Here is a 24,624-nt window from a genome sequence, read left to right as displayed (position 1 = left end):
CATCCCGTCGGCCGCATTTCCGGGTGACGGCGTGACTGGCGGGTCGCCACTCAGAAGGGGTGACCAGCACCGGGAGCTCGAACACATCCCGCACTTCGCGTGCGAACTCGGTCAGACGTCGATGCGTTCGCGCGAGAGCCCGTCGGAGCCTGCGATGATGAAGTCCTTGCGGGGTGCGACGTCGTTGCCCATCAAGAGCTCGAACACTCGCTCGGCATTCACGGCATCGGTGATCTGCACGCGGCGGAGCGTGCGATGGTGCCGGTCCATCGTCGTGGTCGCCAGCTGGTCGGCATCCATCTCGCCGAGCCCCTTGTAGCGCTGGATCGGATCCTGGTAGCGCTTGTTCGACTTCTTCAGGCCCGCGAGCACGCCGTTCAGCTCGGTCTCCGAGTAGGTGTAGATCGTCTCATTCGGCTTGGTGCCGGGGTTCATCACGATGACGCGATGCAGCGGGGGAACTGCGGCGTAGACGCGCCCGTCCCTGATCATGTCGGGCATGTAGCGGAAGAAGAGCGTGAGCAGCAGGGTGCGGATGTGCGCGCCGTCCACATCTGCGTCACTCATGATGATCACCTTGCCGTAGCGCGCCGTCGCGAGGTCGAAACTGCGGCCGGATCCGGCTCCGATCACCTGGATTATCGAAGCGCACTCCGCATTTCCCAGCATGTCGGAGACAGAGGCCTTCTGCACGTTGAGGATCTTGCCCCGGATCGGCAGCAGCGCTTGGTATTCGCTGTCGCGGGCGAGTTTCGCGGTGCCGAGAGCGGAGTCGCCCTCCACGATAAAGAGTTCGCTGTTCGCGACATCCGAACTGCGGCAGTCCACGAGCTTCGCCGGAAGGGAGGAGTTCTCGAGTGCGTTCTTGCGCCGCTGGGTCTCCTTGTGCGCGCGGGCGGAGATGCGGGACTTCATCTCTGCGACGATCTTGTCCAGCACGAGTGCCGACTGGGTCTTGTCGTCGCGCTTGGAGGAGCCGAACTTCTCCGCCATCGTCTTGGCCACGACGTTCGCGACGATGTTGCGTACCGCCGGTGTGCCGAGGATCTCCTTGGTCTGGCCCTCGAACTGCGGCTCGGGAAGGCGCACGGTCAAGACGGCAGTGAGGCCGGCGAGGATGTCGTCCTTCTCGATCTTCTCGGTGCTGTTCGCCCCCGTGCCCACCTTGAGCCGACGCGCGTTCTGCTCCACCTGGGAGCGCAGGAATTTGAGCATCCCGGCTTCGAAGCCGGCCTGGTGGGTGCCGCCCTTCGGGGTAGCGATGATGTTCACGTAGCTCCGGAACACCGTCTCGTAGCCGGTACCCCAGCGCAGGGCGATATCGACCTCGCACTCGCGCTGGAGCTCGGTGGCGACCATGTGGCCCTTGTCGTCGAGCACAGGGACGGTCTCGCTGAACGTGCCGGTGCCGGTCATCCGCCATGTCTCGGTGAGGGCGGTGTCGGGGGCGAGGAAATCTACGTACTCCCCGATGCCGCCGTCGAAGCGGAAGAGCTCGCGGGTCGGCTCCGCACCGCGCTCATCCGTGATCTCGATGCCGAGTCCGCGCACCAGGAACGCGGTCTGCCGCGCACGGGTCGCCAACTCCTCGGTCTGGAACGTCGTGCCGTGACTGAAGATCTGCGGATCCGCCCAGTATCGGATGCGGGTGCCGGTGACGCCGCGCGCGACCTTTCCGACGACGCGCAGCTCGCTTTTGCTCTCGAACGGCGTGAAGACGGCATCCGCCCGCGGGCCGTCCGCCGAGTCCGCGAAGATGCCCGGCTCCCCGCGGTGGAACGACATGGCCCAGGTCTTGCCGTCCCGATCCACTTCGACGTCGAGTCGTTCGGAGAGCGCATTGACGACGGATGCCCCGACCCCGTGCAGTCCACCGGACGCGGCGTATGATCCGCTGCCGAACTTGCCACCGGCGTGGAGCTTCGTGAACACGACCTCGACACCGGAGAGACCGGTCTTCGGCTCGATGTCGACCGGGATGCCGCGGGCACGGTCGCGAACCTCGACGCTGTCGTCCTTGTGGAGCACGACGCTGATCTCGTCGCCGCTGCCCCCGAGCGCCTCGTCGACGGAGTTGTCGATGATCTCCCACAGGCAGTGCATCAGTCCGCGCGAATCCGTGGATCCGATGTACATGCCCGGGCGTTTGCGCACGGCCTCGAGTCCCTCGAGCACCGAAAGGTGTCGTGCGGAATAGTCGGAACTCGCCACGTGAATCTCCTTCGCGCCGCCGCCAGCATCGTCGGAACAGGGAATGGACGGTGGCCGGGCCGGGTTCAACACTAATGACAGCGAACGCCGTCACCGACGCGCGACACCCCCATCACTGGGTGGGTACGCGTTCAGCGAAATACGCAGGTTTTGTAGCCGGGATGTAACACACCCGTGTTTGTATAGGACCAACGAACTATTGATAGGAAACCGGAGGAGCAACTCATGACTCAGATTGCACCCGACACGACCGCTGTGGATGAACTCGACTCGAGCCACCAGCTCACGGCATCGGACCGCTGCGACAGCTGTGGCGCGCAGGCGTACATTCGCGTCGCCATCGGTTCCAGCGAGTTGCTGTTTTGCGCGCACCACGGCAAGAAGTACCAGGAGAAGCTCGCGACAATCGCCAGCGACTGGCACGACGAGTCGGACCGCCTGCTCCAAGACAACCGCGCCTGATCCTCTTCGTCCTCCGGTTTTTCTCAGCGCCCTCGGCTTCGGCCGGGGGCGCTGTCTTGTGCGCCGGGGTCTGCGCCCGCCTCACTCGAAGACGCGACGACGGATGCGCGGACTCAGGCGCGTGACGATCTCTTCGCCGATTGTGCCGAGCTCATCCGCCCACTCCTGGAGGGTCGGCTCGCCGTCGGCTCCGCTGCCGAAGAGTACGACCGGATCGCCCGGGCGCACGAGGGCATCCCCGATTTCGACGGTCATTCGGTCGAGCTGCACCGTGACGATCTCGTGGGGGACGCCGTCGATGGACACCTGGAGGGTTCCCGCCGCGGAGCTCGGGATGCCGTCGCCGTAGCCGATCCCCACCGTCGCAAGCCCGTCGCGCACCGCGGTCACCGGTGCGGTGAGCGTCATCACCGGCTCGAGCCAGAGCGAGGACGGGGTCACCCCGTCGCCCGGCGAGATCCCATAGGAGAATGCGCCGATCCGCACGAGATCGAAGCGGGCGTCAGCGCGTGCGAAAGCAGCGGCGCTCGCAGCGAGATGGCGTACCGTGATGCTCGCCCCAAGGCTCTCGGCGATGCCGACCGCCCAACGGAATCGCTCGATCGCCTCGGTATCGTCGTCGTCCGAGGCCTCGGCGATGTGCGTCCAGACCCCGATCAGTTCGATGCTGTCGGACAGGGCGAGCGCGCGGGACACCAGCGCCGGCCAGTCCTCGATGCTCGCCCCGTTGCGATGAAGCCCGGTATCGATCTTCAGGTGTACCCGAGCTCGACGGGATGCGCCCGCGCGTGCGATCGCATCCAGCTGGACGAGGGACGAGACGCCGAAGTCCAGCTCGGCATCGATCGCCGCGGCGTAGTCCTCGTGTGGCCCGAGGAGCCACGAGAACACGGCGACCTCTCGAGGAATACCATTCTCTCTCAGCTCGAGGCCCGTCTCGACGTCCAGCGCTCCGATCCAGGCGACACCCGCTTCCACCGCCGCACGCGCGACGGGCACGAGGCCGTGGCCGTAGGCATCCGCCTTGACCACCGCCATGAGGGCGGCCGGTGCGACCCGCTCGGCCAGCCGGGCGAGATTGCGGCGATAGGCGGAGAGGTCGATGGTGGCGGTGGGCCCGCTGATCGCTGCAGCTGTCGACATCAGTACACCCGCGGCAGGTGGCTGCCGAAGACCGAGACGATCTCCGCGGTCGGCCGGCCGAGACTTCCCGCCCAATCCCAGACGGCGGGTTCGCCGACGGAGGGATCCCCGAATACCACAGCCTCGTCGCCGATCGTCGCCGAGTCATGTCCGAGGTCGAGCACGAGGGCATTCATGGCCACCCGGCCAACGATGCGGCGGGGGCGACCTCCGAGGAGCAGGGATCCGACATTGCTCGCAATCCGATCGAGGCCGTCGGCGTAGCCGATGCCGACGAGCGCGAGGTTGGTGCGGGCACTCGCGGTCCAGGTGTACCCGTACGAGACGCTCTCGCCCGCGTCGATGGTCTTGGTGCCGACGACGAGCGCGCTGACCCGCATCGCCGGTTGCAGCTCGGGGTCGGCTCCCAGCCCGTAGAGGGCGGATCCGGTGGTGACGAAGTCGGCGACGCGACCGGACGAGAAGTCGATGTCGCGCACGAATGCCCCGCCGTCGACGGCCGCATCGATCACCGCGGTGAGGCCATGCCCGTAAGCATCCGCCCTCACGTCCGCGACGAGCACCCGCGATCCGGCACGGCGGACGAGCACGGCGGCGTTGTCACGGATCGCCGAGAGGTCGATGCTCGCACTGTGGATGCGTGAACCGGGCAGCGTCTTCACCTCTCGGACTGAGCGATAGATTCTCGAGGACCTAGATCCTCGAGAATACGTGCTTCGCGTGGGTGATGATCACTTCTCGTGCCCGCGCGGCATAGCGCTCGAGACTCTCGTCTTGGTCGGACGGCACGACTGTGAATCCCCGTCGTTCCCCGATCGAGGCGATGATCGCATCGCTGAGGAGCGGGTTGAGGGGCAGCACGGGGCCACCGACCTGCGTTCCGATCGCGATGGTCCCGGCGGCACCGGTATCGAGGACGCCCTCGACGGACCCCTCGCCGTTGCCGCTTCCCGCCTCGAGGATGCCCAGCGGCTTTGCCCCGGCATCCAGCGTCCAGCGGGACGCGTTGTCCTCGAATCCGACCACTTGGCCGAAGGGCGAGTCGACGATGACGTACCCCACCGCACGGGTCGGGATCCGGGTCGCACGGAACGGCAGGATCGCGAGCCCCTCCAGCGATGAGCCGTCCATCAGCGTGAGAGAGTGGCCGAGGAGCTCGGCGCCGGAGCCGTAGGCGAACACCGGGACGCCGGTCGCGCGGAGTGCGCGGAGGGCATCCCCGTTGGCCAGGAGATCGGCATGGATGTTGCGCATCGCCGAGAGCGGGCCATTGCCCACGATGACGAGGTCGACATCAGTGGGCAGCACGGAACCGACCTCGTGGGCGACAACCGTGACAGTGTGACCGGCATGAGCCAGTCGAGTTGTCAGTGCCATGACATTGCCACGGTCACCGGCTACGCCGAGCTCATCGGGATAGAGCTGCACGATCGTCAGGGCAGTCATCGCTGGTTCTCCAGTTCGAGGAACCCGATCTGCTTGCGCGCGAGCATCATGATCTCGTAGTTGACGATCCAGGTCTTGAGTCCGGTCGAGGGCTGGGGAAGCGAGCGCATGATGTCGATGGCCTTCTTGAGGTCGGGCTCGACGGCGCCGATCGTGATCCCCTCGTGCTCGAGACGCAGCGCGATCTGCCAGGCCTTGGCCCCGGTGATCACATCCACGTGGTCGAGCGCGGCGAAATCGATATCGTAGATCCACGAGATGTCGGGCGTTCCCTCGTCGATGGCGAGGAGCACCTGCTGGGGAGGCTCGGGTAGCGCGTCTAGGTTCAGCTGCAGGCTTGCGGCGTTCTTGAACATGACGAATTCGACCTGCTCGCTCACGCCATCGCGATTCGTGAAGTCGAGCAGCTCACCCCGGCCGTAGGCGGGCTTCATGGCGGCGAAGGCCGCCGCCGACGATGCGCCGTCGAAGCGATCCCCGAGGATGACCGCCGCCGTTGCAAGGGCCGCAGCAGCATCGATCGCGTAGTGGAGGCCTTTGGCCGGAAGGGTGACGTCGAGCACGGTGCCGTCGACTGTGATCGTCGCTCCCGCGCGATCCGTCGCCACCAGTTCGGCCAGCGCGGAATGACCTTCTGCCGCCACTGTCGCGTCACGGTAGTCGGTGGCGTTGAACAATCCGTGCGGTGCGCTCGCGATGACGTCGGCCGAGGCCCCGAAATACGTGATGTCAGGCGCGGTCGTCGCGTCTCCGGTGGGATAGCGCCGGGCGATCTTCGAGAGGTAGGGATCCTCGCGGTTGGTCACGATGTGCTGCGCTGCGCGCTGGGCCGTGTCGAGCATCATGTCGGCAACACGTTCGGTTTCGTAGAACCGGTAGAGCTGGTCGACCTGGGTGTTGAGCACCAGAACCGTCGACGGGGGCACCACCGCAGCGAACTCGAGCGCGAAGGCCTCGTCCACTTCGAGAACCCCGATGTCGGCGTCCAGCCTGCCGAGAACGCTTGACTCCGCGAGGATCGACGACGCGATCCCCTGCGGGAGATTTGCCCCCGACGGGTTAGTGAAAACCGTGAGGCCGTGCCCCCGCAGCACCTCGGTGAGCATGTGCGTCGTCGTGGACTTGCCGTTGCTCCCCAGCACGTAGACGATGCCGTAACGGAACTGGCCCGTGACATCCCGGAGGAAATCGGGAGCGAGCTTCGTCGTGACGTAGCCGGGGAAAGCCGACCCGCCGCCGCGGATCTTCGCGAGGGCGCGCACGACTTTTCCGGCGACGACCGGGATGAAGTACTTCAGCCCGGTCGACGGTCGCTTCGGTGCGGCGTTCAGTTCTGTCTGGCTCACAGCGCGGTTTACTCGAGGTAATCGCGCAGCGACTGCGACCGCGACGGGTGGCGGAGTTTCGCCATCGTCTTTGACTCGATCTGGCGGATGCGCTCGCGCGTCACACCGAACGTGTCACCGATCTGGTCGAGGGTCTTCGGCATCCCGTCTCCGAGTCCGAAACGCATCCGGATCACGCCCGCCTCACGCTCGGAGAGCGAGTCGAGCAGTGATTCGAGCTGCTTCTGGAGCATGGTGAAGCCCACCGCATCCGCCGGCACGACGGCCTCGGTGTCCTCGATGAGGTCTCCGAATTCACTGTCGCCGTCCTCGCCGAGGGGGGTGTGAAGCGAGATCGGCTCGCGGCCGTACTTCTGCACCTCGATGACCTTCTCCGGGGTCATGTCGAGCTCTCGGCTCAGCTCCTCGGGAGTGGGCTCGCGTCCGAGGTCCTGCAGCATCTGGCGCTGGACGCGGGCAAGCTTGTTGATGACCTCGACCATATGCACCGGGATGCGGATGGTGCGGGCCTGGTCGGCCATCGCCCGGGTGATCGCCTGGCGGATCCACCACGTCGCGTAGGTCGAGAACTTGAAGCCCTTGGTGTAGTCGAACTTCTCGACGGCACGGATCAGGCCGAGGTTGCCCTCCTGGATCAGGTCGAGGAACTGCATGCCGCGACCCGTGTAGCGCTTGGCGAGCGAGACGACGAGGCGGAGGTTGGCTCCGAGAAGATGGCTCTTCGCTCTCTGCCCGTCTTTCGCCACCCAGGTCAACTCACGGCCGAGCTGCGACTTGAGCTCCGCCGGCGTCATGTCGGCGAGCTTGTCCTCAGCGAACAGACCGGCCTCGATGCGCATGGCGAGCTCGACCTCTTCGGCCGCGTTGAGGAGTGCGACCTTTCCGATCTGCTTCAGGTAATCCTTGACCGGGTCGGCCGTGGCTCCCGTGATCGCGGAGGAGTAGACGGGCACCTCGTCCTCGTCATCGACGAGGGAGAGCACGAGCGCGCCCGACGGGAGCACCTCTGCGGTCTTCTCTTCCTTGTCGTCGTCCGAGTCCTCGGCGATCTCGTCCTTGGAGTCGTCGTCTTTGGAGTCATCGACGACGACAACGACTTCCACCTCGGTGTCGGCGTCGTGATCCGGGCCGTCCTCGTCTTCGGAGGTCGCGGCCTTCGTGGCCCGCTTTGCCGGGGCCTTCTTGGCCGCAGGCTTGTCCGCAACGGCCTTCGCATCGGCAGCCGGGGCTTTCTTAGCTGCGACCTTCCGGGCGGGGGCGGCCTTCTTCACGGGCGCGGCGACGGCGTCCACGAGGTCGACACTGACCTCATCGGCGACATCGGGTTCCGCGACCGCGGTGGTTTTGGTTCGGGTGGCCATCGGGACACCTTTCACTAGTTGTTCTTCAGGCGTCACACGCCCATCACTGGTAGAACGACCCCCGCCCGCTGCGCTTTCGTCAACGGGCTTTTCGGGCAGCACTAAGACCCATGTCAAGTCCTGTGTCTTCGCGCAGCAATGCTGCAAACGAACTACCAGAACCTGAACGGGTCTTACGACAATTATTGCACGGATTCACAATGACCCTTGCCAACTCGACCGGATCGCTATATAGGCGCACTATCCGCTAGGACGTCTCCGCGACCTGACTAGAGAAACCCACAGCGGGGCCACTTCTATTCCCTCGTCCGCGTGCAGGCGACGGCGGGTTCGCCGTCGCGCACGCACCAGGAACGCCATCCCCGTGCCGATCACGAGGTATTGCACGAGCAGTGCGATGCGAAAGGAATCCCACGAGAAGACATCACTCGCGGCTCCGCCGGAGATTCGCGCTGCGTTCTGCAGGTCGAGGGCCAGGCCGATCAGATACATCATGACGAAGCTGGCGAGGAAGCCTCCGACGTTCACGACTCCGTTAGCCGAACCGAGACTGCGCATGGGGTTGAAGGTGCGGGCGAAATCGAACCCGATGAGCGAACCCGGTCCCCCGATCCCGAGGACGACCACGAGGGTGACGACGAGCCAGAACGGTGGATGCCCCGGCCAGGCGAGCACGACGGTCCAGGTGATCCCGATCATCGTCACGATCCCGATCACCAGGTTCGACCGCCGCATCGGGTACCGGGCGGTGAGGATGCCGAGAATCGGTCCGCTGACCACCCCGGCGGCGACGATGAGGGTGAGGAGCCCCGAGGCCGTGGCCGGCGAATAGCCGAGGCCGGCGGTGAGCAGCGGGAATCCCCACAGAAGGGAGAACACCGTACCGGAGGACTGGGTGACGAAGTGCGACCAGAATCCGAGTTGCGTTCCCGGCCGGGCGAGCGATTCGCGTAGCTGGCGTAATGCCGCCGTCCAGGAGGTTGCACGGTCGGCGGCCGCGGCATCCGGAATCCGGGTGGTGGGCTGGCCGTTCGCGAGGAGAACAACCACGAGCACCGCCGCCAGAAGCGAGAGTGCTGCGGCGGACAGGAACGCCGGCGTCCAACCGAACCGGTGAAGCAACAGGGAGAGGGGGATGGCCGACAGCACCTGGCCGAGCTGGCCGATGTTGCCGGTCCACTGGGACACCTGGGGCAAGAGACGTCCGCGGAACCAGGACGCGAGTAGACGGATCACCGAGATGAACGTGAGCGCGTCGCCGGCGCCGACGAGGATGCGTCCGAGGATCGCGACTCCGATGGACGGTGCGATGGCGAGCGTGAGCTGCCCGGCGAGCATCAGCACCGCACCGGCGGCGATCAGCACCTTCGGACCCACTCGGTCGAGCAGCACGCCGGTGGGGATCTGAAGGGCCGCATAGACCATCAGCTGCACGACGGCGAGGCTCGAGAGCACCGAGGCCGAGACATCGAAGCGGTGTGCGGCCTCGATACCGGAGACACCGAGCGAGGTGCGCTGCATCACGGCCACGATGTAGGCGAAGACCGCAACACCCCAGATGAGCCAGGAGCGCCGAGAATTCACCAGTCCACTGTATCCCGGGGCGATTCGTCGGGCCGGCCGACGTCCGACTTCTAGAGGGAGAAGGGTTCGGTGTCCTCGCCGTTGCGGCGGGCTGCGAGGAAGTTCTCCAGCTCGGCCGCGATCTCGTCCGCGGACGGGAGTTCGCCGTCGATGTCCGTGAGGGGGGACCGGAGCGGGTTGCCCTCCATGTAGGAGTCGTGGCGCTCTTCGAGGGTACCGACTAGTCGGGCGAGCTCCGGGTTGGTCTCGACCTGGCTGTCGATCTTGGTGAGGAAGTCCCGGCCCTCTTCGCGGAGCGCGTCGGTGGGGAAGATCAGCCCGGTCGCCGCGCTGATCGATTCGAGTGCCTTCACCGCGGCATCCGGGAACTCGGTGTCGGCGAGGTAGTGCGGAATCAGCAACACGAAACCCGCGGTCGGGTGTGACTGCTGCTGCAGGCGGTACTCCACGAGGTGCAGGGCATTGGAGGGGACCTGCGTTCGCGGCTTCCAGATGGACATCGCATCGATGAGTTCGGTGCGGTTTCCGCTCACGGTCACGCCGATCGGGCGCGTGTGCGGCACGGGCATCGGGATGGCGTGGACCCAGGTCGTCGCCTTCACCTTGAAGCGGGCAATGAGCTGGATCACCGCATCGGTGAAACGCTCCCACTGGAAATCGGGCTCGAACCCGGTGAGGAAGAGGAAGGGCTGGCCGATCTCATCGGTCGCGAGGTACAGCGCGAGGCGCGGCGGTCGATAGTCGGCGAGATGGTCCTGGTCGAAGTAGATCGTCGGGCGCCGTGCCCGGTAGTCGAGGAGGATGTCGGCATCGAAGGTGGCGACCTCCCGGTAGTCGACAGTGTTGAGCAGGTACTCGCTCAACTGCGTCACGGCACCGCCCGCGTCGGCGAAGCCGGTGAGGCCGGCGATGAGATTGAGGCCCTCGGGAACCTCGGCGGAGGCCGGGTTCAGCTCATAGAGACCATCGGGATTTTGCATTGTTTAACTCTAAGCGTGGCCTCTGCCGCAGACCGGCCCCGCGTTGGTGCCCAGAGCGAACAGGGCCAACGTCGACGCGGCAGGGCGCCGCAGCCGCGCCGGATACGATGGCGCAATGACCGTGCCCTCTCTGTCCCTCTCGCTCGAATCCCCCCTCTCGCTCGATGTCGATGTGCTCGTGCTCGGAGTCCGAGCGACGGATGACGGCCCAGTGCTGCTGTCGGATGACGAGGCTCTCCGCGACCTGGCGTCGAGTCTCGCGGGCTTCGGGGTGACCGGTGGAGCGGACGAATTGGTGCGCCTCCCCGCCTCCGTCGGAAGTGCCCGCAGCATCGCCCTCGTCGGTCTCGGGAGCGCGAATCCCGATCAGGACTCGCTCCGGTACGCCGCCGGCACCGCCGCACGCCGACTCACCGGTGTCACCTCGCTCGCGATCGCCCTTCCGACCTCTTCCTCCGCTCAGGTGCTCGCGGTTCTCGAGGGTGCGGCGATCGGCGGATACTCCTACACGGCCTATCGGTCGTCCTCCCTGGCCAAGACGAAGCTCCCGGCGTCCGCGATCACCGTCGCGACCTTCGTCGAAGCCGACGAACAGCTCCTCTCACGCGCCGCGGTCGTCGCCGGTGCCATCCATTCGGTTCGCGACCTGGTCAATGCGCCCCCCTCCGATCTCTACCCCGAGAGTTTCGCCGACGCGGTGCTCGAACTCGCCGAAGACCTTCCCGTCGTCGTCGAGGTGCTCGACGAGGACGAGCTGCTCGCCGGGGACTTCGGCGGCATCCTCGGGGTGGGCCAGGGCTCGACCCGCGGGCCGCGGTTGGTGAAGATCAGCTACTCCCCCGACACCGCGCGTTCGCATCTGGCTCTCGTCGGCAAAGGCATCACGTTCGATACGGGAGGACTCTCGCTCAAGCCCCCGGCCGGGATGGTGGGCATGAAGTACGACATGGCGGGGGCGGCCACCGTCATGGCGGCTGTTTTCGCCGCCGCACGGCTCGGACTCGACATCCGACTCACGGCGTGGCTGTGCCTTGCCGAGAACATGCCGTCCGGCTCGGCGACGCGCCCCAATGACGTGTTGCGGATGAAAGGCGGCACGACTGTCGAGGTGCTCAACACCGACGCAGAGGGCCGTCTCGTAATGGCAGACGGACTCGTCGCCGCGAGCGAGGAGTTCCCGGATGCGATCATCGACGTCGCAACCCTCACCGGCGCCCAGCGGGTCGCGCTCGGAGACCGCTACTCGGGCGTGATGGGCGAGGACGCGCTGGTCGCCCAGGTCACCGCCACCGCCCGCTCCGTCGGCGAGCAGTTCTGGCCGATGCCGCTGCCGGGCGAGCTGCGCGCACTCCTGAAATCCGACGTCGCAGATATCGCCAACGCCAAGATCGGCAACACCGCCGCGGGAATGCTCCTCGCCGGGGTGTTCCTCCAGGAATTCGTCGGAACGCGGGCGGATGCCTCCGCCGGCCGCATCCCGTGGGCGCACATCGACATCGCCGGGCCGGCCCACAATGCCGGCGGTGGTTACGGTTACATCCCCACCGGTCCGAGCGGTGTGGCAGTGCGAACCCTGCTCGCGCTGGCCGAGGAGATTTCGCTCGCGTAGTAAGGTCTTTGTGGCCCGAAAATAATCGGGCCACGCGGCCCGTCAAGCCTCTTGGCCGGGCTAACGCACACTTTACAAAGAAACCCAAGGGAGTCGCCGGGTGCCTGAGCAGAACTTCGACATAGTCGTCCTCGGAGCAGGAAGCGGCGGATATGCCGCTGCACTGCGAGCCAGCCAGTTGGGGTTCTCGGTAGCCCTCGTTGAGAAGGACAAACTCGGCGGGACCTGCCTTCACGTGGGATGTATTCCTACCAAGGCACTCCTGCACTCCGCCGAGGTCGCGGACGTGACGCGCGAGTCGGCCAAATACGGTGTCACCTCCACCTTCGGTGGCATCGACATCGCCGCGGTGACCTCCTACCGCGAGGGAATCGTCGCAAGCAAGTACAAGGGCCTGCAGGGCCTCATCAAGGCCCGCGGCATCACCGTGATCCCGGGAGAGGGTCGCCTCAGCGCCGCCAACACGGTCACTGTCGGCGAAAACACCCTCATCGGCAAGAACGTGATCCTTGCCACCGGTTCGTACTCGCGCTCGCTTCCCGGGCTCGAGATCGGCGGACGCGTCATCACCTCGGAGCAGGCCCTGGAACTCGACTTCGTGCCGAAGAAGGTCCTTGTGCTCGGCGGCGGCGTCATCGGCGTGGAGTTCTCTAGCGTCTGGAAGTCCTGGGGCACCGACGTGCAGATCATCGAAGCGCTCCCGCATCTCGTCCCCAATGAGGATGAGGCAATCAGCAAGCAATTCGAGCGTGCCTTCCGCAAGCGCGGTATCAACTTCAGCCTCGGCGTCCGCTTCCAGAGCGTGACCCAGAACGACGACGGAGTCGTCGTCACCCTCGAAGACGGCCAGACCTTCGAGGCCGAGTTGCTGCTCGTGGCCGTCGGACGCGGGCCGGCTACCGCCGGGCTCGGCTATGAAGAGGTCGGTGTGACGATGGATCGCGGATTCGTCATCACGAACGAGCGCCTCCTCACGAGCGTGCCGAATGTCTATGCCGTCGGAGACATCGTCCCTGGCCTCCAGCTCGCGCACCGCGGATTCCAACAGGGCATCTTCGTTGCAGAGGAGATCGCGGGGCTCAACCCGATCGTCATCGAGGACATCAACATCCCGAAGGTCACCTACTCCGACCCGGAGGTCGCGTCGGTCGGCCTGTCCGAGGTGAAGGCACAGGAGAAGTACGGCGCCGACAAGGTGACCACGTACGACTACAACCTCGCCGGCAACGGCAAGAGCCACATCATCGGCACCGCGGGATCGATAAAGGTCGTGAGGGTGAACGATGGCCCGGTCGTCGGGATGCACATGATTGGCGCGCGCGTCGGAGAGCTCATTGGCGAGGCCCAGCTCGTGGTCAACTGGGAGGCGTACCCCGAGGACCTGGCTCCGCTGCTGCACGCCCACCCCACCCAGGATGAAGCGCTCGGCGAGGCCTTCCTGGCCCTCGCGGGCAAACCGCTCCACGCGATGTAGGCGTCGCTCCCGGGAGCGCGTCACGGTCGAACTAAGCTAAACAAACAGAACTGGTCTAAAGGAGCATCACTGATGAGCGAATCCGTCAACCTCCCGGCACTCGGAGAGAGTGTCACCGAGGGCACGGTGACCCGCTGGTTGAAGAACGTGGGAGACCGCGTCGAGGTGGACGAGCCGCTGCTCGAAGTCTCGACCGACAAGGTCGACACCGAGATCCCGTCGCCTATCGCCGGCGTGATCGAAGCGATCCTGGTGACCGAGGACGAGACCGTCGAGGTCGGGACCCCACTCGTGACCATCGGTGATGGTTCCGGATCCTCGGATGCCGCTCCGGAGGCGCCCGCAGAGGCCGCTCCCGAGGCGGTCACGCCCGCCCCGCCCGAAGACGCGCAACCCGTCGCCGAAGTGCAGCCCGAGCCGGTCGCGGCTGCAGCACCCGAGCAGATCTCAGCTCCGCCGCAGGCTGCAGCGCCCGCCGCTACCGCGCAGCCCGCCGCGCCGCAGCCTGTGGTGGAGGCGCCTGCCGAGGCACCGATCGCCGAGTCGCCCGTCGCCGAAGTTCCTTCGACCGACGCCCCCGCGCCGGACGAGCAGGCTCCGTCTGCTCCGGCCGCACCCGCCCCGGCGGATGCTGTCGATCCGGCCCCCGCTGCCGAAACCCCCGCTGTCGAAACCCCCGCTGCCGAGGCCCCCGCTGCGGCGGCCCCGGTCGCCGCACCAACTCCTGTGGCTGCGCCGGTTCCCGTCGCAGCCCCGGCTCCGGCAACCGCGCCGGCGCTCGACGCGAACCCGGGATACGTCACCCCCCTGGTGCGCAAGCTCGCCAATGAAAAGGGCATCGACCTCTCCACGATCGCCGGTTCCGGCGTCGGCGGACGCATCCGCAAGGAAGACGTGCTCACGGCCACGGCCGAAACTGCACCGCCCGCAGAGGCAGTGCCCGCCGCTCCGGCCGCGGCCGCACCGCTCGAGACCTCCCCCCTCCGGGGAACCAGCGTTCCGATGTCCCGTCTTCGCAAGGTGATCGCCGAGCGTGCCGTCATCTCGATGCAGTCGTCGGCGCAGCTCACCTCGGTGGTCGAGGTTGACGTCACCCTTGTCGCGAACTTCCGTGATTCGGTGAAGGCGGAGTTCCTCGCCAAGACAGGACAGAAGCTCTCATTCCTGCCCTTCTTCGCGTTGGCCGCAGCCGAGGCACTGCGCGCGTTCCCGATCATCAACGCGACGATCGATGGCGACACCATCGTGTACCCGGCGCAGGAGAACATCTCCATCGCGGTCGACACCGAGCGCGGGCTTCTGACGCCGGTGATCCGGGATGCCGGATCTCTCGACCTCGCCGGGCTCGCCGCGCAGATCGCCGATCTCGCCGCCCGCACCCGCGACAACAAGCTGAAGCCCGACGAGCTGGCCGGGGGCACTTTCACGCTCACCAACACCGGTTCACGTGGTGCCCTCTTCGACACTCCGATCGTGTTCCTGCCCCAGTCGGCAATTCTCGGTACCGGAATCGTCGCGAAGAAGCCGGTCGTCGTCTCGAGCGGCGGTCTCGACGCGATCGCCATCCGTTCCACGGTCTACCTCGCGCTGTCGTACGATCACCGCATCGTCGACGGTGCCGACGCGGCACGGTTCCTCGTCGCGGTGAAGAATCGCCTCGAGGGCGGCGAATTCGCGGGCAACCTCGGTTACTGAAGATCCAGAGCGAGTGATCGCGCGCACGGCTTAGCCGAGCGCCAGATCCCTGATCCGCCATCCGGCCTCGTTTCTCACCAAGAGGAGCGGGGCCGGATTCTTCGTTGTGACTGCGCCTCCGTCGGCATCCACCAGCTGGATGATCGCAGAATCGCCGAGTTGCTGGATGAGGCGCGGGCTGAACCCCTCCAGGGTTGCATCGGCGGGGAGCGGCACTCCCTTCTTCGCGCGACGGAAGATCTCCCGGTCGGCCTCGATCACCGCTGAACCAGCCTGGTCGACGCCATCGAAACACTGCGGCGTCGTGCCGGCGAAACAGCGCGTTCGCGCGGCGAGGAGCGCCCGTGCGGCGGCGAGCGGGTCTTCGCCCTCGATCGCCCGGTCGGCTGGCGGCTGGGGCGACGACGCGGTGGATGCCGGGCGCGCCGTCGCTCCCCGGGAGGGTGCGGACGATGACGACCCCGGTGTCACCGACGGCGCGGGCTCGGAATGAGCGGCAGGGATCACTGTGAGGGCGATCACCAGGGCGCCGAGACCCGCACCACCCGCGATCCACACCGGCATGCGTACCGGGGCCAGTATCGCCAGCGCTCTCGCGCGCAGGCTCGCGAGCGGATGCTCGTCGCGACCTCCGATCTCTGACGGCCGCGTCCACACTGGCAGCGTCTCCACCGCGAGACCGCCAACGCCACCCGGTTGCAGCGGGAGCACTGGGCGCGCCCCCGCCCCTCGCTCGGCCCCTCGCCCGGCCCGTCGCTCCGTCAGTCGCTCCGCCGAGATCAGGCTCGGCAAGGGCAGCGACTCCCCAGCTTCGGGAAGATCGTCATCGTCGAAACGGATGGGCAGGGCCGGCTCGAGCTCGAAGAGCAGGTCGACCAACGAAGCCAGGTCGGCGTCGGTCGACGGCACCGCCTCGATCCGACCACGGATCGCGGTCGCCACGGCGGGAGAGCCGGAGGCGTCGAGACGATCGAGCACGGCACCGACGAGTCTGCCCATCCCGACCCGGTCGAGGACGGCATCGGGATGTTCGTCGAGCCGGGCGGGAGTGAGACTGTGGTCCTGGCCGGTCGCGGGAAAGTCACCGATGAGGCTCACACCGCCGAAACGCGCAAGCACCGGCGCACCGTGGTCGTCGAAGAGCACGGAGCTCGCCGCCACGGCCCCGTGGGCGACACCCACGCGATGAAGCTCGCGAACCGCCTCGAGGAGCGGTACAAGGATGCTCACCGCCTCCCCCGCGTGCACGGTACCCCGCACGGCGAGCAGTCGGGCGAGGGTCCCCGATCCCAACCGCGGGAGGATGAGGCATGGTCGTCCGTCCGGACCCGTCGCCAGATCCTTCAGCTCGAGGAGGTGGCGGGACGATATGCGTGCCAGCGCCTCGATCTCGCGATCGATGCTCGCATCATCCGTCGCCGGTCGATAGACCTTGACCGCGGCGATGCGGTCGCCGTCCGGCGGCTCCCGCGACCCGGCGTGGCCCAGATGGATCTCCGCTCGATTGCCCTCGCCCAGTTTGCGCACGAGCCGATAGCCGCCGACGGTGTCCATGCTGCGAGTATCGCGAACACGCGCCTTCCGCTCCTCCCGCCGCCGATACCGGTGGACAAGGCAGACGGGTCTTCGCTTGTGAGGGAGCAGACCCTCGCGGGCAGGCCGTATCCTTGACTCATGGCACGCACCCAGAATTCGGCCCCGAAAGCTGCGAAAGAGCCCGGTCGTCTCAAGCAGATGTACCAGGTCTTCCAGATGACCCGTCGCTACGATTCGAACGCGATCTGGTGGTTCCTCCTCGCCTTCCTCGCCCCGATCCTCGTCGGCATCGTCGCCGGCTTCCTGATCTCCGGGGTCGACAACGTCTTCGGGTTCGTGCTCTGGATCGTCGCCGGTGTGCTCGGTGGCGTGCTGCTCTTCCTCATCGTGCTCGGCCGGCTCGCCGAGCGGGCCGCGTATTCGCAGATCGAGGGGCAGCCCGGCGCTGTCGGGGCCGTATTGAAGAGTTCGCTCCGACGCGGCTGGACCGCGAGCGAGATGCCCGTCGCGGTCAGCCCGAAGACCCAGGACGCCGTCTACCGCGCCGTCGGCAACGGCGGTGTCGTGCTGATCGGGGAAGGCCCGAAGAGCCGCACGCAGAAGATGCTCGACGAGGAGCGTCGCCGTGTCACGAGAATCCTGCCCAACGTCAGCGTGCACTTCCTTCACGTCGGCCCGGACGAGGATGCCGTACCGCTACACAAGCTCGCCGGCAAGATGGCGCGTTTCAAGCGGTCACTGAACAAGGGTGAGATCTACGCGGTGAGCAATCGCCTCTCATCCCTCGGAAAGAACCAGCTTCCGATCCCGAAGGGTGTCGATCCCCTGCGGGCGCGCGCACCCCGGCCCCGCTAAGCGGCATCCGCGCCGTCTCACAGGGTCTGGCCCCGGGTTGCGCTCTTTTGCGGGTAGAGCGGTTCCCGCACCCACGAAAGAGTGCAACTCGAGTCCGAGAGGGCCTAGCGACGCACAATAACCGTGCCGGCGAGACGATCATGGATGCCGCGGCGGTCGCGATCGGCGATGAGTGCGGGCACGAGCAGACAGAGAAGCGCAGTTCGCACGATCGGGCGCCAGACTCCGATCCAGCCACTCTTCAGGGGAACGACGCGCATTCCGAGCAGCAGGTGTCCGACACTGCCGCTCACGAGCATCAGGAACACGACCTGCATGACCGCGAACACCGCGAGGCTCGCCCAGCGGTCGTAATCGAAGAAGGCGTACGAGAGGAGTGCGCCGAGCGCGATGTCGATCACGAACGCCGCGAGGCGTCGCCCGAAACGAGCGATAGAGCGCGGTCCGGTAGCGGGAAGGCCGAAATGCCGGCCGGGCCATTCGCTGGGCTGGGCGGATGTTCGGGTCTCGGCCATACCGAAGATCCTACGTTCGCCGTCCCGACGTAACATGCACGAAACAATAGCGACACCGTGGCGAAACTCCCCTCGTCTAGCGTCGCAGTTGGCTGCGCTTGCCGCCGTACCCAGTTCCAAACCCCATTGGAGTCAAGTCACATGTTCAGTGATTCTTCAGAGGTGCTCAAGTTCATCAAGGCCGAGAACGTCAAATTCCTTGATATCCGCTTCACCGATCTCCCCGGTGTCCAGCAGCACTTCAACATCCCCGCCTCGACCGTCGACGAAGAATTCTTCTCGGTCGGACAGCTCTTCGACGGCTCGTCGATCCGCGGCTTCGCGTCGATTCACGAATCCGACATGCAGCTCATCCCCGACGTGACCACCGCGTACGTCGACCCCTTCCGCGTCGAGAAGACGCTCATCATGATCTTCGACATCTACAACCCGCGAAACGGCGAGATCTACGCCCGCGACCCGCGCCAGGTCGCCAAGAAGGCCGAGAAGTACCTCGCGTCGACCGGCATCGCCGACACCGCGTTCTTCGCGCCGGAAGCCGAGTTCTACATCTTCGACGACGTGCGCTACGACGTGCGTCAGAACTCCAGCTCCTACTTCGTCGACTCCGAAGAGGGTGCCTGGAACTCCGGGCGCGTCGAGGAGGGCGGAAACCTCGCCAACAAGACGCCCTACAAGGGCGGCTACTTCCCGGTGAGCCCCGTCGACAAGCAGGCCGACCTCCGCGACGACATCAGCCTCAAACTGATCGACGCCGGTCTCATTCTCGAGCGCGCCCACCACGAGGTCGGCACCGGAGGCCAGGCGGAGATCAACTACCGCTTCGACACGATGGTGCACGCGGCCGACGACATCCTCAAGTTCAAGTACATCGTCAAAAACACGGCGCTCGAATGGGGCAAGGTCGCGACCTTCATGCCCAAGCCGCTGTTCGGCGACAACGGATCGGGCATGCACACCCATCAGTCCCTCTGGAGCGACGGCACCCCGCTGTTCTACGACGAGAAGGGCTACGGCGGACTGAGCGACATCGCGCGCTGGTACATCGGCGGACTGCTCAAGCACGCTCCGGCGGTGCTCGCGTTCACGAACCCGACGCTCAACTCGTACCGTCGACTGATCCCCGGATTCGAAGCCCCCGTAAACCTGGTCTACTCGGCCGGCAACCGTTCGGCCTCGATCCGCATCCCGATCACGGGCACGAACCCGAAGGCAAAGCGCATCGAGTTCCGCGCGCCGGATGCCTCGGGCAACCCGTATCTCGCCTTCGCCGCGCAGCTGATGGCCGGCCTCGACGGCATCAAGAACCGTATCGAGCCGCACGAGCCCGTTGACAAGGACCTGTACGAGCTTCCCCCCGAGGAGGCGAAGAACATCCCGCAGGTTCCCGCATCGCTCGAGGAGGCCCTGCGCGCACTTGAGGCCGACCACGAGTTCCTCACGGCGGGCAACGTATTCACGCCCGACCTGATCCAGACCTGGATCTCATACAAGCGCTCCGCGGAGATCATCCCGGCCGCCCAGCGTCCGACGCCGTTCGAGTACGAGCTGTATTTCAGCGTCTGATCTCGTTCTGTTTCGAGAGCCGCACTCCTTCGGGGGTGCGGCTCTTGTCGTGTAACGCGTCCAGGGCGGCACATCCCTCCGCATTCACCCTCGGGGCGGGAGTAGAGCCTCGTGGCGGGAGTCGTAGCTCCCTCCGGGACGCCATTCACCCTCCGCGAGCGGCCGTATCCCCCGCCACGGCGAGAATCCACCGTTGGGGACGACCACGGGTGGCGCGGACCGCGCCCTGCACCTCGACGGCCCGTGGGGTCGGTGTACCCGACGGCAGCAGGGCCGCGCCGGTGTCGGCGCGGCCCTGCGTGATCCGCTCGGATCGGTGGCGCGTCAGGCGGCTCCAATGAGGCGCCGGCCGGAGCCGAGCACCAGCGGTGGCGCGTAGGCGAGGAGCGGAGCGGGAGCGGTGCCAAGGCCAGTGAGCGTCCATCCCGCAGAACGCCAGGAGTGCGCGTCGAGGCAGTTGCGGGCGTCGATGATGATCGGCGTCGCGACCAGATCCACCAGGTCGCGTGGATCCGTCTCCTTGAACTCGTTCCACTCGGTGAGCACGAGAAGCGCGTCGGAATTGGTCGCGGCCTCCGCGATCGACTCCGCATAGATCAGCGTCGGGAACATCTTCTGGGCGGTCTCGTTGGCTTCTGGGTCGTAGACGACGACCTGGGCACCGCGCAGGTGCAGCGCAGCGGCCACGTTGAGGGCCGGAGAGTCACGCACATCGTCGGTGAGCGGCTTGAAGGCCGCGCCGAGCACGCCGATGCGACGGTTCAACACGGACCCCCCACAGGCTTCGATCGCCATGTCGATCACCCGCTGGCGCTGAGCCATGTTGATCTCGTCCACCTGCTGCAGGAGCGAGGCCGCCTTGGTGGCGCCGAGCTCGCTCGAGCGATGGATGAGCGCGCGGATGTCCTTGGGCAGGCATCCGCCCCCGAAGCCGAGGCCGGCGTTGAGGAACTGACGACCGATCCTGACGTCGTGGCCGAGGGCATCCGCGAGCACGTTGACGTCTGCTCCGGCCGCATCACAGACCTCGGCGATGGCATTGATGAACGAGATCTTGGTGGCTAGGAAGGCATTCGCGCTCACCTTGACGAGTTCCGCCGTCGGCAGGTCACACACGATCACCGGGGTGCCGGTAGCGATCGGGATGGCGTAGACCTCGCGCATGAGCGCTTCCGACGCGTCGCTGGTTCCGCCGAGCACGATGCGGTCGGGCATCAGGGTGTCGTCGACGGCCTTGCCCTCCCGCAGGAACTCCGGGTTCCAGATGATCTCCGTCTCGATTCCCTCCGGCACATGCTCGAGGATCATCTCGCGCAGCGCCTGCCCCGTGCCGACCGGAACCGTCGACTTGCCGACGATCAGGCCGTCGTGCGTGAGGTTCTTGGCCACCTGGCGGGTCGCCTCCTGCACGTAGTTGAGGTTCGCCGCGTTGCTCCCGCGCTGCTGCGGTGTGCCGACGCAGATAAAGTGAACGTCGCTGAGTGCCGTCGCCTCGGCGATGTCGGTGGTGAAGCGCAGGCGGCCGCTCTCGACGTGCTTGCGAATGAGTTCGGGCAGCCCGGGTTCGAAGAACGGGACGCGACCTTCGCTGAGAGCTTTGGCCTTGGCCGGGTCATTGTCGACGCCGATGACTTCGAAGCCCATCTCCGCCATGGCGGCGGCATGGGTGGCTCCGAGGTATCCGGTGCCGACGACGCTGATCCGAGGGGCCGTGGTGCGCGCTGTCAGGGCGGTGTCAACGAGTTCCTGGTCGATCGGTGTTGCATCTCCGAGCGGGTTCTGCTTCTTCATGATGTCCTCCTGGTAGTGGTGATGGACGCCGTCCGATGGGGATGGTGGCTGGTGGGGTGAAGGTTCACCGGGTCGAATTGTCAATTGAAGCCGAGGACGAACCGGCCGCCGGGGAGAGCGAGCCCCGCGGTGAAGGCCGCGAGACTCTGCGGTCGGGACTCGATTCGCCAGTCGTTGGTGGCGAGCTCTCCCTCGGTATAGCTGGTCACCGCGAGGTTGAACCAGGAGAAGCCGATGATGTCCTGGTTCTCCGGCTTCGCCAGCGCCTCGAAGAGGCTCGTGATCCAGGCCACCTTGTGTCCACCCACTTCGGATGCCCCGATCTCGGCCAACAGGATCGGCTTGTCGGTGATCCGCCTCAGTTCCTTGAGGCTCGGGGTGAAGGAGTAGTCGAAGCTGAAGGTGTTGTCCGGTTTGTAGGCCGGGCGCAGATACCCGGAGAGGCCGACGACGTCCACATACGAGGGTCCGGGGTACAGGGAGTCGAGGTAGGTCGAGGCCTTGTGGCTCGCCGGCAGGTTGTTGATGATGTTCGGCGCCCAGATCCAAGCGACGAGGCTGTTCGCGCCCTCCTCCTGGAAGATGTCGTGCACGTGCTGCCACATCTTCACGTAGTCACCGGGACGGTTGCCGTTGATCGAACCACCCTTGCCGTTGTCTTCCGACCAGGGGTACCAGACTCCGTTCATCTCGTGGTCCAGGCGTATGCCGAGGGGCAAACCCCCGGCCACGATGTCCTTCGCGTACTGGTGAAGGTAGGTGTCGAAGGTGCCGGGTACACCGGCTGCCGGGTCTCCGATGATCTTGGGGAGCGTGTAGTCCGGCTCGTCGACGGAATCGTTCGCCGAACCGATCGGACGGGATTCCCAGGTGAGGATCGGGAGGGTGTTGCGCTTCCAGGATGCCTTCACGACATCCGCGCGGAAGGTCTGGTCCCAGCCGCCGAAGTACCCGACGGCGTTGGGCTGAGTGCCGATCTTCTGCGCGGTGGCGTCGAAGGAGGAAAAGCTGAAGGGTGCCTGCTCCGTGTACATGCCGAAGTAGCGAGAGGTCGGATTGATGATCTCCGCCTTCGACGGTGCCGTCACGACCGAGGCGGCCGTTGTGGTCGGCTTTCGGATCGTCGGCTTCGGCTTCGCGGCGGCCGCGCTCGTCTTCGCCGCGGCTGCAGCGTCCAACGCGCCCTGAGCGCTGTACAGCTGCTGCTGGATCGAGGCAAGTTGGGCCTTCGTCGCGCTGAGGTTGCCCTTGCTTCCCGTGAGCTGCTTCTGCAGTGCGATGACCTGGCTGAGTAGCGAATTGCGTTCGGCGACTATCTTCGCGGTCGCGATATCCGCCTTGGTCACGGATGCCGCGGCCTGGGTCACCGGGTTGGCCGGCGAGTTCCACACGATGACGCTGGTGGTGAACAGCCCGAGCACGAGCACGGCGGCCCCGACGGCGGTGAGCCTGGCGCGGGTGCCCGAGAGCGCCCACCAGGTTGCCGGTCGGCTGAGTTTGGTGCGCTTAAGTAATGACAATGAAATACGCCTCCACAGCGAAGATGGTGAGCCCGATCACGTACGGCCAGGCGGCTTTGGGGTTGAGACGACGACGACGCGCGGCACGGGGTGCGGAGGGCCGCACCCGTGTCGCGATTGACGGTGAGACCTCGAGAAGTGCGGTCGAGTGGTTTCCCACAGACACCGGCCCGAACCCGATCGGTGCCTGGTCGCGCCCCCGGTCGACGAGCGGGCGGTCATCCTCGACGAGGGATTCGACGAAGGTGTCGTTCGACGCCCCTCCCCCGTAGGCCCCGGCGCGGGTTCCCCATCCGCTGGCATGTCCCATTCGGAAGAACCCGATGAGTCGGATGGGCATGAGAAACGCCGTCGAGACGATGATGAACACCGGCAGCCGGAAGAAGTCGCTCGGCTTTTCGGAGAGGTGCCTCAGCTGACGGATCGCCATGCTCAGGACCGAGGAGACCACCATGAGTCCGACCACGAGCGCGATGCCGCTCTGCACGCCGTACTCCTTCAGGATTCCCTCGTAGAAGTTGTAGCCCTGGCCGGTGAAGCTGCGGTAGATCCAGCCGCCGATGACGCCGGCGAGCAGGAAGGGAAGCACGATGTCCATGACGAAGAACAGGGCGAGCACGGGAGCGTGACCGAGCATCCACGGCAGCATCCGCAAGGTGTTGTACTGGCTGCCGCGAGCCCAGCGCAGTTGCTGCTTGAAGAGCTTCTTGATCTGGAGCGGGGCATCCGTGTAGACGAGCGAGGTGTACTGGTAGACCGTGCGGTAGCCCTCTTTCAGCGTGAGGTTGGTGAGGGTGCGGTCGTCGCTGACCTCGAGGAAGACGCCCATGAACTGCTCGGTCATGAATCGCTCCATCACCCGCATCATGATCGAGCGGCGGAAGGCGATGGTGCGACCGGGAAGGCACCCCACCTGTCCGAGCACACTCTGCGCGGGCATCGAGTAGAGGGCCCGCGAGTTCTCGAGCCAGTCCGCCCAGCGCGTGATCCAGCTGCGCTCAGGCTCGAGGATGCGCTGGCGCGTCGTCACGCCGCCCACCGACTCGTCCGCGAAAGGCTTCACGAGCTCTGAGAGGGTGTTGTCGGTCCAGACTGTGTCGGAGTCGACCAGCACGGTGATGTCGCCGGTGGAGAGCTCCGTTCCGATCATCACCGCGTTGCGCTTGCCGGGGATCGGCGTGTGCACCCAGCGCACCAGGGGGCTGAACTCGTCGGAGATGGCTTCGAGGGTGGGGTTGCGGGCACCGTTGATCACGACGATGATCTCGCCGGGCTTCTGCTCGACCATGCGGCCGAGAACGTCACGGAAGAGATCCTCCGGTTCGTCGAGCACAGGCACGATCACGCTCGTGGTGCCGGTGAAGGTTCCCGTGAACGGCTTATAACGGCTGGAGATGACGAGTTTGATCACCCAGAGGGCCCAGATCAGGGCCGAGTAGACCGCGAAGGTGTAGATCTCCGGATGACCGTCGATCATGTGACGGATCTGAAGGATGAAAATGAACACGAGATTCCCCGATCTATTGCGGT

At 66.0% G+C, this 24,624-nt stretch carries 19 protein-coding genes; 6 read left to right on the top strand and 13 right to left on the bottom strand.

The annotated features are described in order from the left end of the window. Positions 1-111: 111 nt before the first annotated feature. The gene (locus tag ACVXZ4_RS08065) at positions 112-2,211 is read right to left on the bottom strand and encodes a DNA gyrase/topoisomerase IV subunit B (protein WP_461797711.1); all 2,100 of its coding nucleotides are present in this window, start codon (positions 2,209-2,211) and stop codon (positions 112-114) included. Between the two features lie 225 nt (positions 2,212-2,436). Between ACVXZ4_RS08065 and ACVXZ4_RS08060 the strand changes: the two genes are divergently transcribed. Next, positions 2,437-2,673 (top strand): DUF7455 domain-containing protein, encoded by a 237-nt coding sequence (locus ACVXZ4_RS08060; protein WP_461797710.1) that lies wholly within the window; start codon positions 2,437-2,439, stop codon positions 2,671-2,673. A gap of 81 nt (positions 2,674-2,754) precedes the next feature. Here the strand turns inward: ACVXZ4_RS08060 and ACVXZ4_RS08055 are convergent, their stop codons facing one another. The 7 genes from ACVXZ4_RS08055 to ACVXZ4_RS08025 form a co-directional block, all read right to left on the bottom strand. Then, positions 2,755-3,816, bottom strand: coding sequence for an alanine racemase (locus ACVXZ4_RS08055; protein WP_461797709.1), 1,062 nt, complete (start codon positions 3,814-3,816; stop codon positions 2,755-2,757). Then, positions 3,816-4,478: an alanine racemase gene (locus ACVXZ4_RS08050; RefSeq protein ID WP_461797708.1), complete on the bottom strand. Its 663-nt coding sequence runs from the start codon at positions 4,476-4,478 to the stop codon at positions 3,816-3,818. The genes ACVXZ4_RS08055 and ACVXZ4_RS08050 overlap by 1 nt, the downstream gene beginning before the upstream one ends. Positions 4,479-4,509: 31 nt before the next feature. Beyond that, positions 4,510-5,262 carry a type 1 glutamine amidotransferase gene (locus tag ACVXZ4_RS08045; protein WP_461797707.1) on the bottom strand — a complete coding sequence of 251 codons (753 nt, stop codon included), beginning with the start codon at positions 5,260-5,262 and terminating at the stop codon, positions 4,510-4,512. After that, positions 5,259-6,608 (bottom strand): MurT ligase domain-containing protein, encoded by a 1,350-nt coding sequence (locus tag ACVXZ4_RS08040; RefSeq protein WP_461797706.1) that lies wholly within the window; start codon positions 6,606-6,608, stop codon positions 5,259-5,261. The genes ACVXZ4_RS08045 and ACVXZ4_RS08040 overlap by 4 nt, the downstream gene beginning before the upstream one ends. A gap of 8 nt (positions 6,609-6,616) precedes the next feature. Further along, positions 6,617-7,969 carry an RNA polymerase sigma factor gene (locus ACVXZ4_RS08035; protein ID WP_461797705.1) on the bottom strand — a complete coding sequence of 451 codons (1,353 nt, stop codon included), beginning with the start codon at positions 7,967-7,969 and terminating at the stop codon, positions 6,617-6,619. 240 nt (positions 7,970-8,209) lie between these two features. Continuing rightward, complete coding sequence (locus ACVXZ4_RS08030) at positions 8,210-9,553, bottom strand: MFS transporter (RefSeq protein WP_461797704.1); 1,344 nt, start codon at positions 9,551-9,553, stop codon at positions 8,210-8,212. A gap of 50 nt (positions 9,554-9,603) precedes the next feature. After that, entirely contained in the window at positions 9,604-10,533 is a 930-nt protein-coding gene (locus ACVXZ4_RS08025) for a proteasome assembly chaperone family protein (protein ID WP_461797703.1), read from the bottom strand. A gap of 115 nt (positions 10,534-10,648) precedes the next feature. Between ACVXZ4_RS08025 and ACVXZ4_RS08020 the strand changes: the two genes are divergently transcribed. The 3 genes from ACVXZ4_RS08020 to ACVXZ4_RS08010 all read left to right on the top strand — a co-directional run bounded on the left by ACVXZ4_RS08020 (position 10,649) and on the right by ACVXZ4_RS08010 (position 15,311). Further along, entirely contained in the window at positions 10,649-12,142 is a 1,494-nt protein-coding gene (locus ACVXZ4_RS08020) for a leucyl aminopeptidase (protein WP_461797702.1), read from the top strand. 100 nt (positions 12,143-12,242) lie between these two features. Then, complete coding sequence (gene lpdA, locus ACVXZ4_RS08015) at positions 12,243-13,616, top strand: dihydrolipoyl dehydrogenase (protein ID WP_461797701.1); 1,374 nt, start codon at positions 12,243-12,245, stop codon at positions 13,614-13,616. A 72-nt stretch (positions 13,617-13,688) separates the two neighbouring features. Further along, complete coding sequence (locus ACVXZ4_RS08010) at positions 13,689-15,311, top strand: 2-oxo acid dehydrogenase subunit E2 (RefSeq protein WP_461797700.1); 1,623 nt, start codon at positions 13,689-13,691, stop codon at positions 15,309-15,311. A 30-nt stretch (positions 15,312-15,341) separates the two neighbouring features. Here ACVXZ4_RS08010 and ACVXZ4_RS08005 read toward each other — a convergent pair whose 3' ends face one another. Beyond that, positions 15,342-16,865, bottom strand: a complete 1,524-nt coding sequence (locus tag ACVXZ4_RS08005; RefSeq protein ID WP_461797699.1) for a protein kinase domain-containing protein — start codon at positions 16,863-16,865, stop codon at positions 15,342-15,344. 120 nt (positions 16,866-16,985) lie between these two features. On the opposite strand from ACVXZ4_RS08005, the gene ACVXZ4_RS08000 reads away from it, so the two are divergent. Continuing rightward, the gene (locus tag ACVXZ4_RS08000) at positions 16,986-17,702 is read left to right on the top strand and encodes a DUF4191 domain-containing protein (RefSeq protein ID WP_461797698.1); all 717 of its coding nucleotides are present in this window, start codon (positions 16,986-16,988) and stop codon (positions 17,700-17,702) included. A gap of 104 nt (positions 17,703-17,806) precedes the next feature. Here ACVXZ4_RS08000 and ACVXZ4_RS07995 read toward each other — a convergent pair whose 3' ends face one another. Continuing rightward, positions 17,807-18,217, bottom strand: a complete 411-nt coding sequence (locus ACVXZ4_RS07995; RefSeq protein ID WP_461797697.1) for an RDD family protein — start codon at positions 18,215-18,217, stop codon at positions 17,807-17,809. A gap of 141 nt (positions 18,218-18,358) precedes the next feature. Here ACVXZ4_RS07995 and glnA point away from each other — a divergent pair, with 141 nt between their 5' ends. Continuing rightward, the gene (gene glnA / locus ACVXZ4_RS07990) at positions 18,359-19,783 is read left to right on the top strand and encodes a type I glutamate--ammonia ligase (protein WP_461797696.1); all 1,425 of its coding nucleotides are present in this window, start codon (positions 18,359-18,361) and stop codon (positions 19,781-19,783) included. A gap of 324 nt (positions 19,784-20,107) precedes the next feature. Here glnA and ACVXZ4_RS07985 read toward each other — a convergent pair whose 3' ends face one another. The 3 genes from ACVXZ4_RS07985 to ACVXZ4_RS07975 all read right to left on the bottom strand — a co-directional run bounded on the left by ACVXZ4_RS07985 (position 20,108) and on the right by ACVXZ4_RS07975 (position 24,601). Beyond that, a complete protein-coding gene (locus tag ACVXZ4_RS07985) occupies positions 20,108-21,574 on the bottom strand; it encodes a UDP-glucose dehydrogenase family protein (RefSeq protein ID WP_461797695.1) in 1,467 nt (488 codons plus the stop codon). 80 nt (positions 21,575-21,654) lie between these two features. Further along, a complete protein-coding gene (locus ACVXZ4_RS07980) occupies positions 21,655-23,094 on the bottom strand; it encodes a glycoside hydrolase family 26 protein (RefSeq protein ID WP_461797694.1) in 1,440 nt (479 codons plus the stop codon). Beyond that, positions 23,081-24,601, bottom strand: coding sequence for a glycosyltransferase family 2 protein (locus ACVXZ4_RS07975; RefSeq protein ID WP_461797693.1), 1,521 nt, complete (start codon positions 24,599-24,601; stop codon positions 23,081-23,083). Before ACVXZ4_RS07975 ends, ACVXZ4_RS07980 begins: the two co-directional genes overlap by 14 nt. Positions 24,602-24,624 lie beyond the last annotated feature (23 nt).

This window comes from Lacisediminihabitans sp. FW035, assembly GCF_054880895.1.
Note: the sequence above shows the minus strand (reverse complement) of the source record. Positions and strands in the feature narration are given on the sequence as shown.

Coding starts and splice junctions, on each gene's coding strand:
- ACVXZ4_RS07995 (WP_461797697.1), bottom strand. CDS start 18,217: ATGGCCGAGACCCGAACATCCGCCCAGCCCAGCGAATGGCCCGGCCGG.
- ACVXZ4_RS07985 (WP_461797695.1), bottom strand. CDS start 21,574: ATGAAGAAGCAGAACCCGCTCGGAGATGCAACACCGATCGACCAGGAA.
- ACVXZ4_RS08025 (WP_461797703.1), bottom strand. CDS start 10,533: ATGCAAAATCCCGATGGTCTCTATGAGCTGAACCCGGCCTCCGCCGAG.
- ACVXZ4_RS08020 (WP_461797702.1), top strand. CDS start 10,649: ATGACCGTGCCCTCTCTGTCCCTCTCGCTCGAATCCCCCCTCTCGCTC.
- ACVXZ4_RS08005 (WP_461797699.1), bottom strand. CDS start 16,865: ATGGACACCGTCGGCGGCTATCGGCTCGTGCGCAAACTGGGCGAGGGC.
- ACVXZ4_RS08010 (WP_461797700.1), top strand. CDS start 13,689: ATGAGCGAATCCGTCAACCTCCCGGCACTCGGAGAGAGTGTCACCGAG.
- ACVXZ4_RS08000 (WP_461797698.1), top strand. CDS start 16,986: ATGGCACGCACCCAGAATTCGGCCCCGAAAGCTGCGAAAGAGCCCGGT.
- glnA (WP_461797696.1), top strand. CDS start 18,359: ATGTTCAGTGATTCTTCAGAGGTGCTCAAGTTCATCAAGGCCGAGAAC.
- ACVXZ4_RS08055 (WP_461797709.1), bottom strand. CDS start 3,816: ATGTCGACAGCTGCAGCGATCAGCGGGCCCACCGCCACCATCGACCTC.
- ACVXZ4_RS08060 (WP_461797710.1), top strand. CDS start 2,437: ATGACTCAGATTGCACCCGACACGACCGCTGTGGATGAACTCGACTCG.
- ACVXZ4_RS08035 (WP_461797705.1), bottom strand. CDS start 7,969: ATGGCCACCCGAACCAAAACCACCGCGGTCGCGGAACCCGATGTCGCC.
- ACVXZ4_RS08045 (WP_461797707.1), bottom strand. CDS start 5,262: ATGACTGCCCTGACGATCGTGCAGCTCTATCCCGATGAGCTCGGCGTA.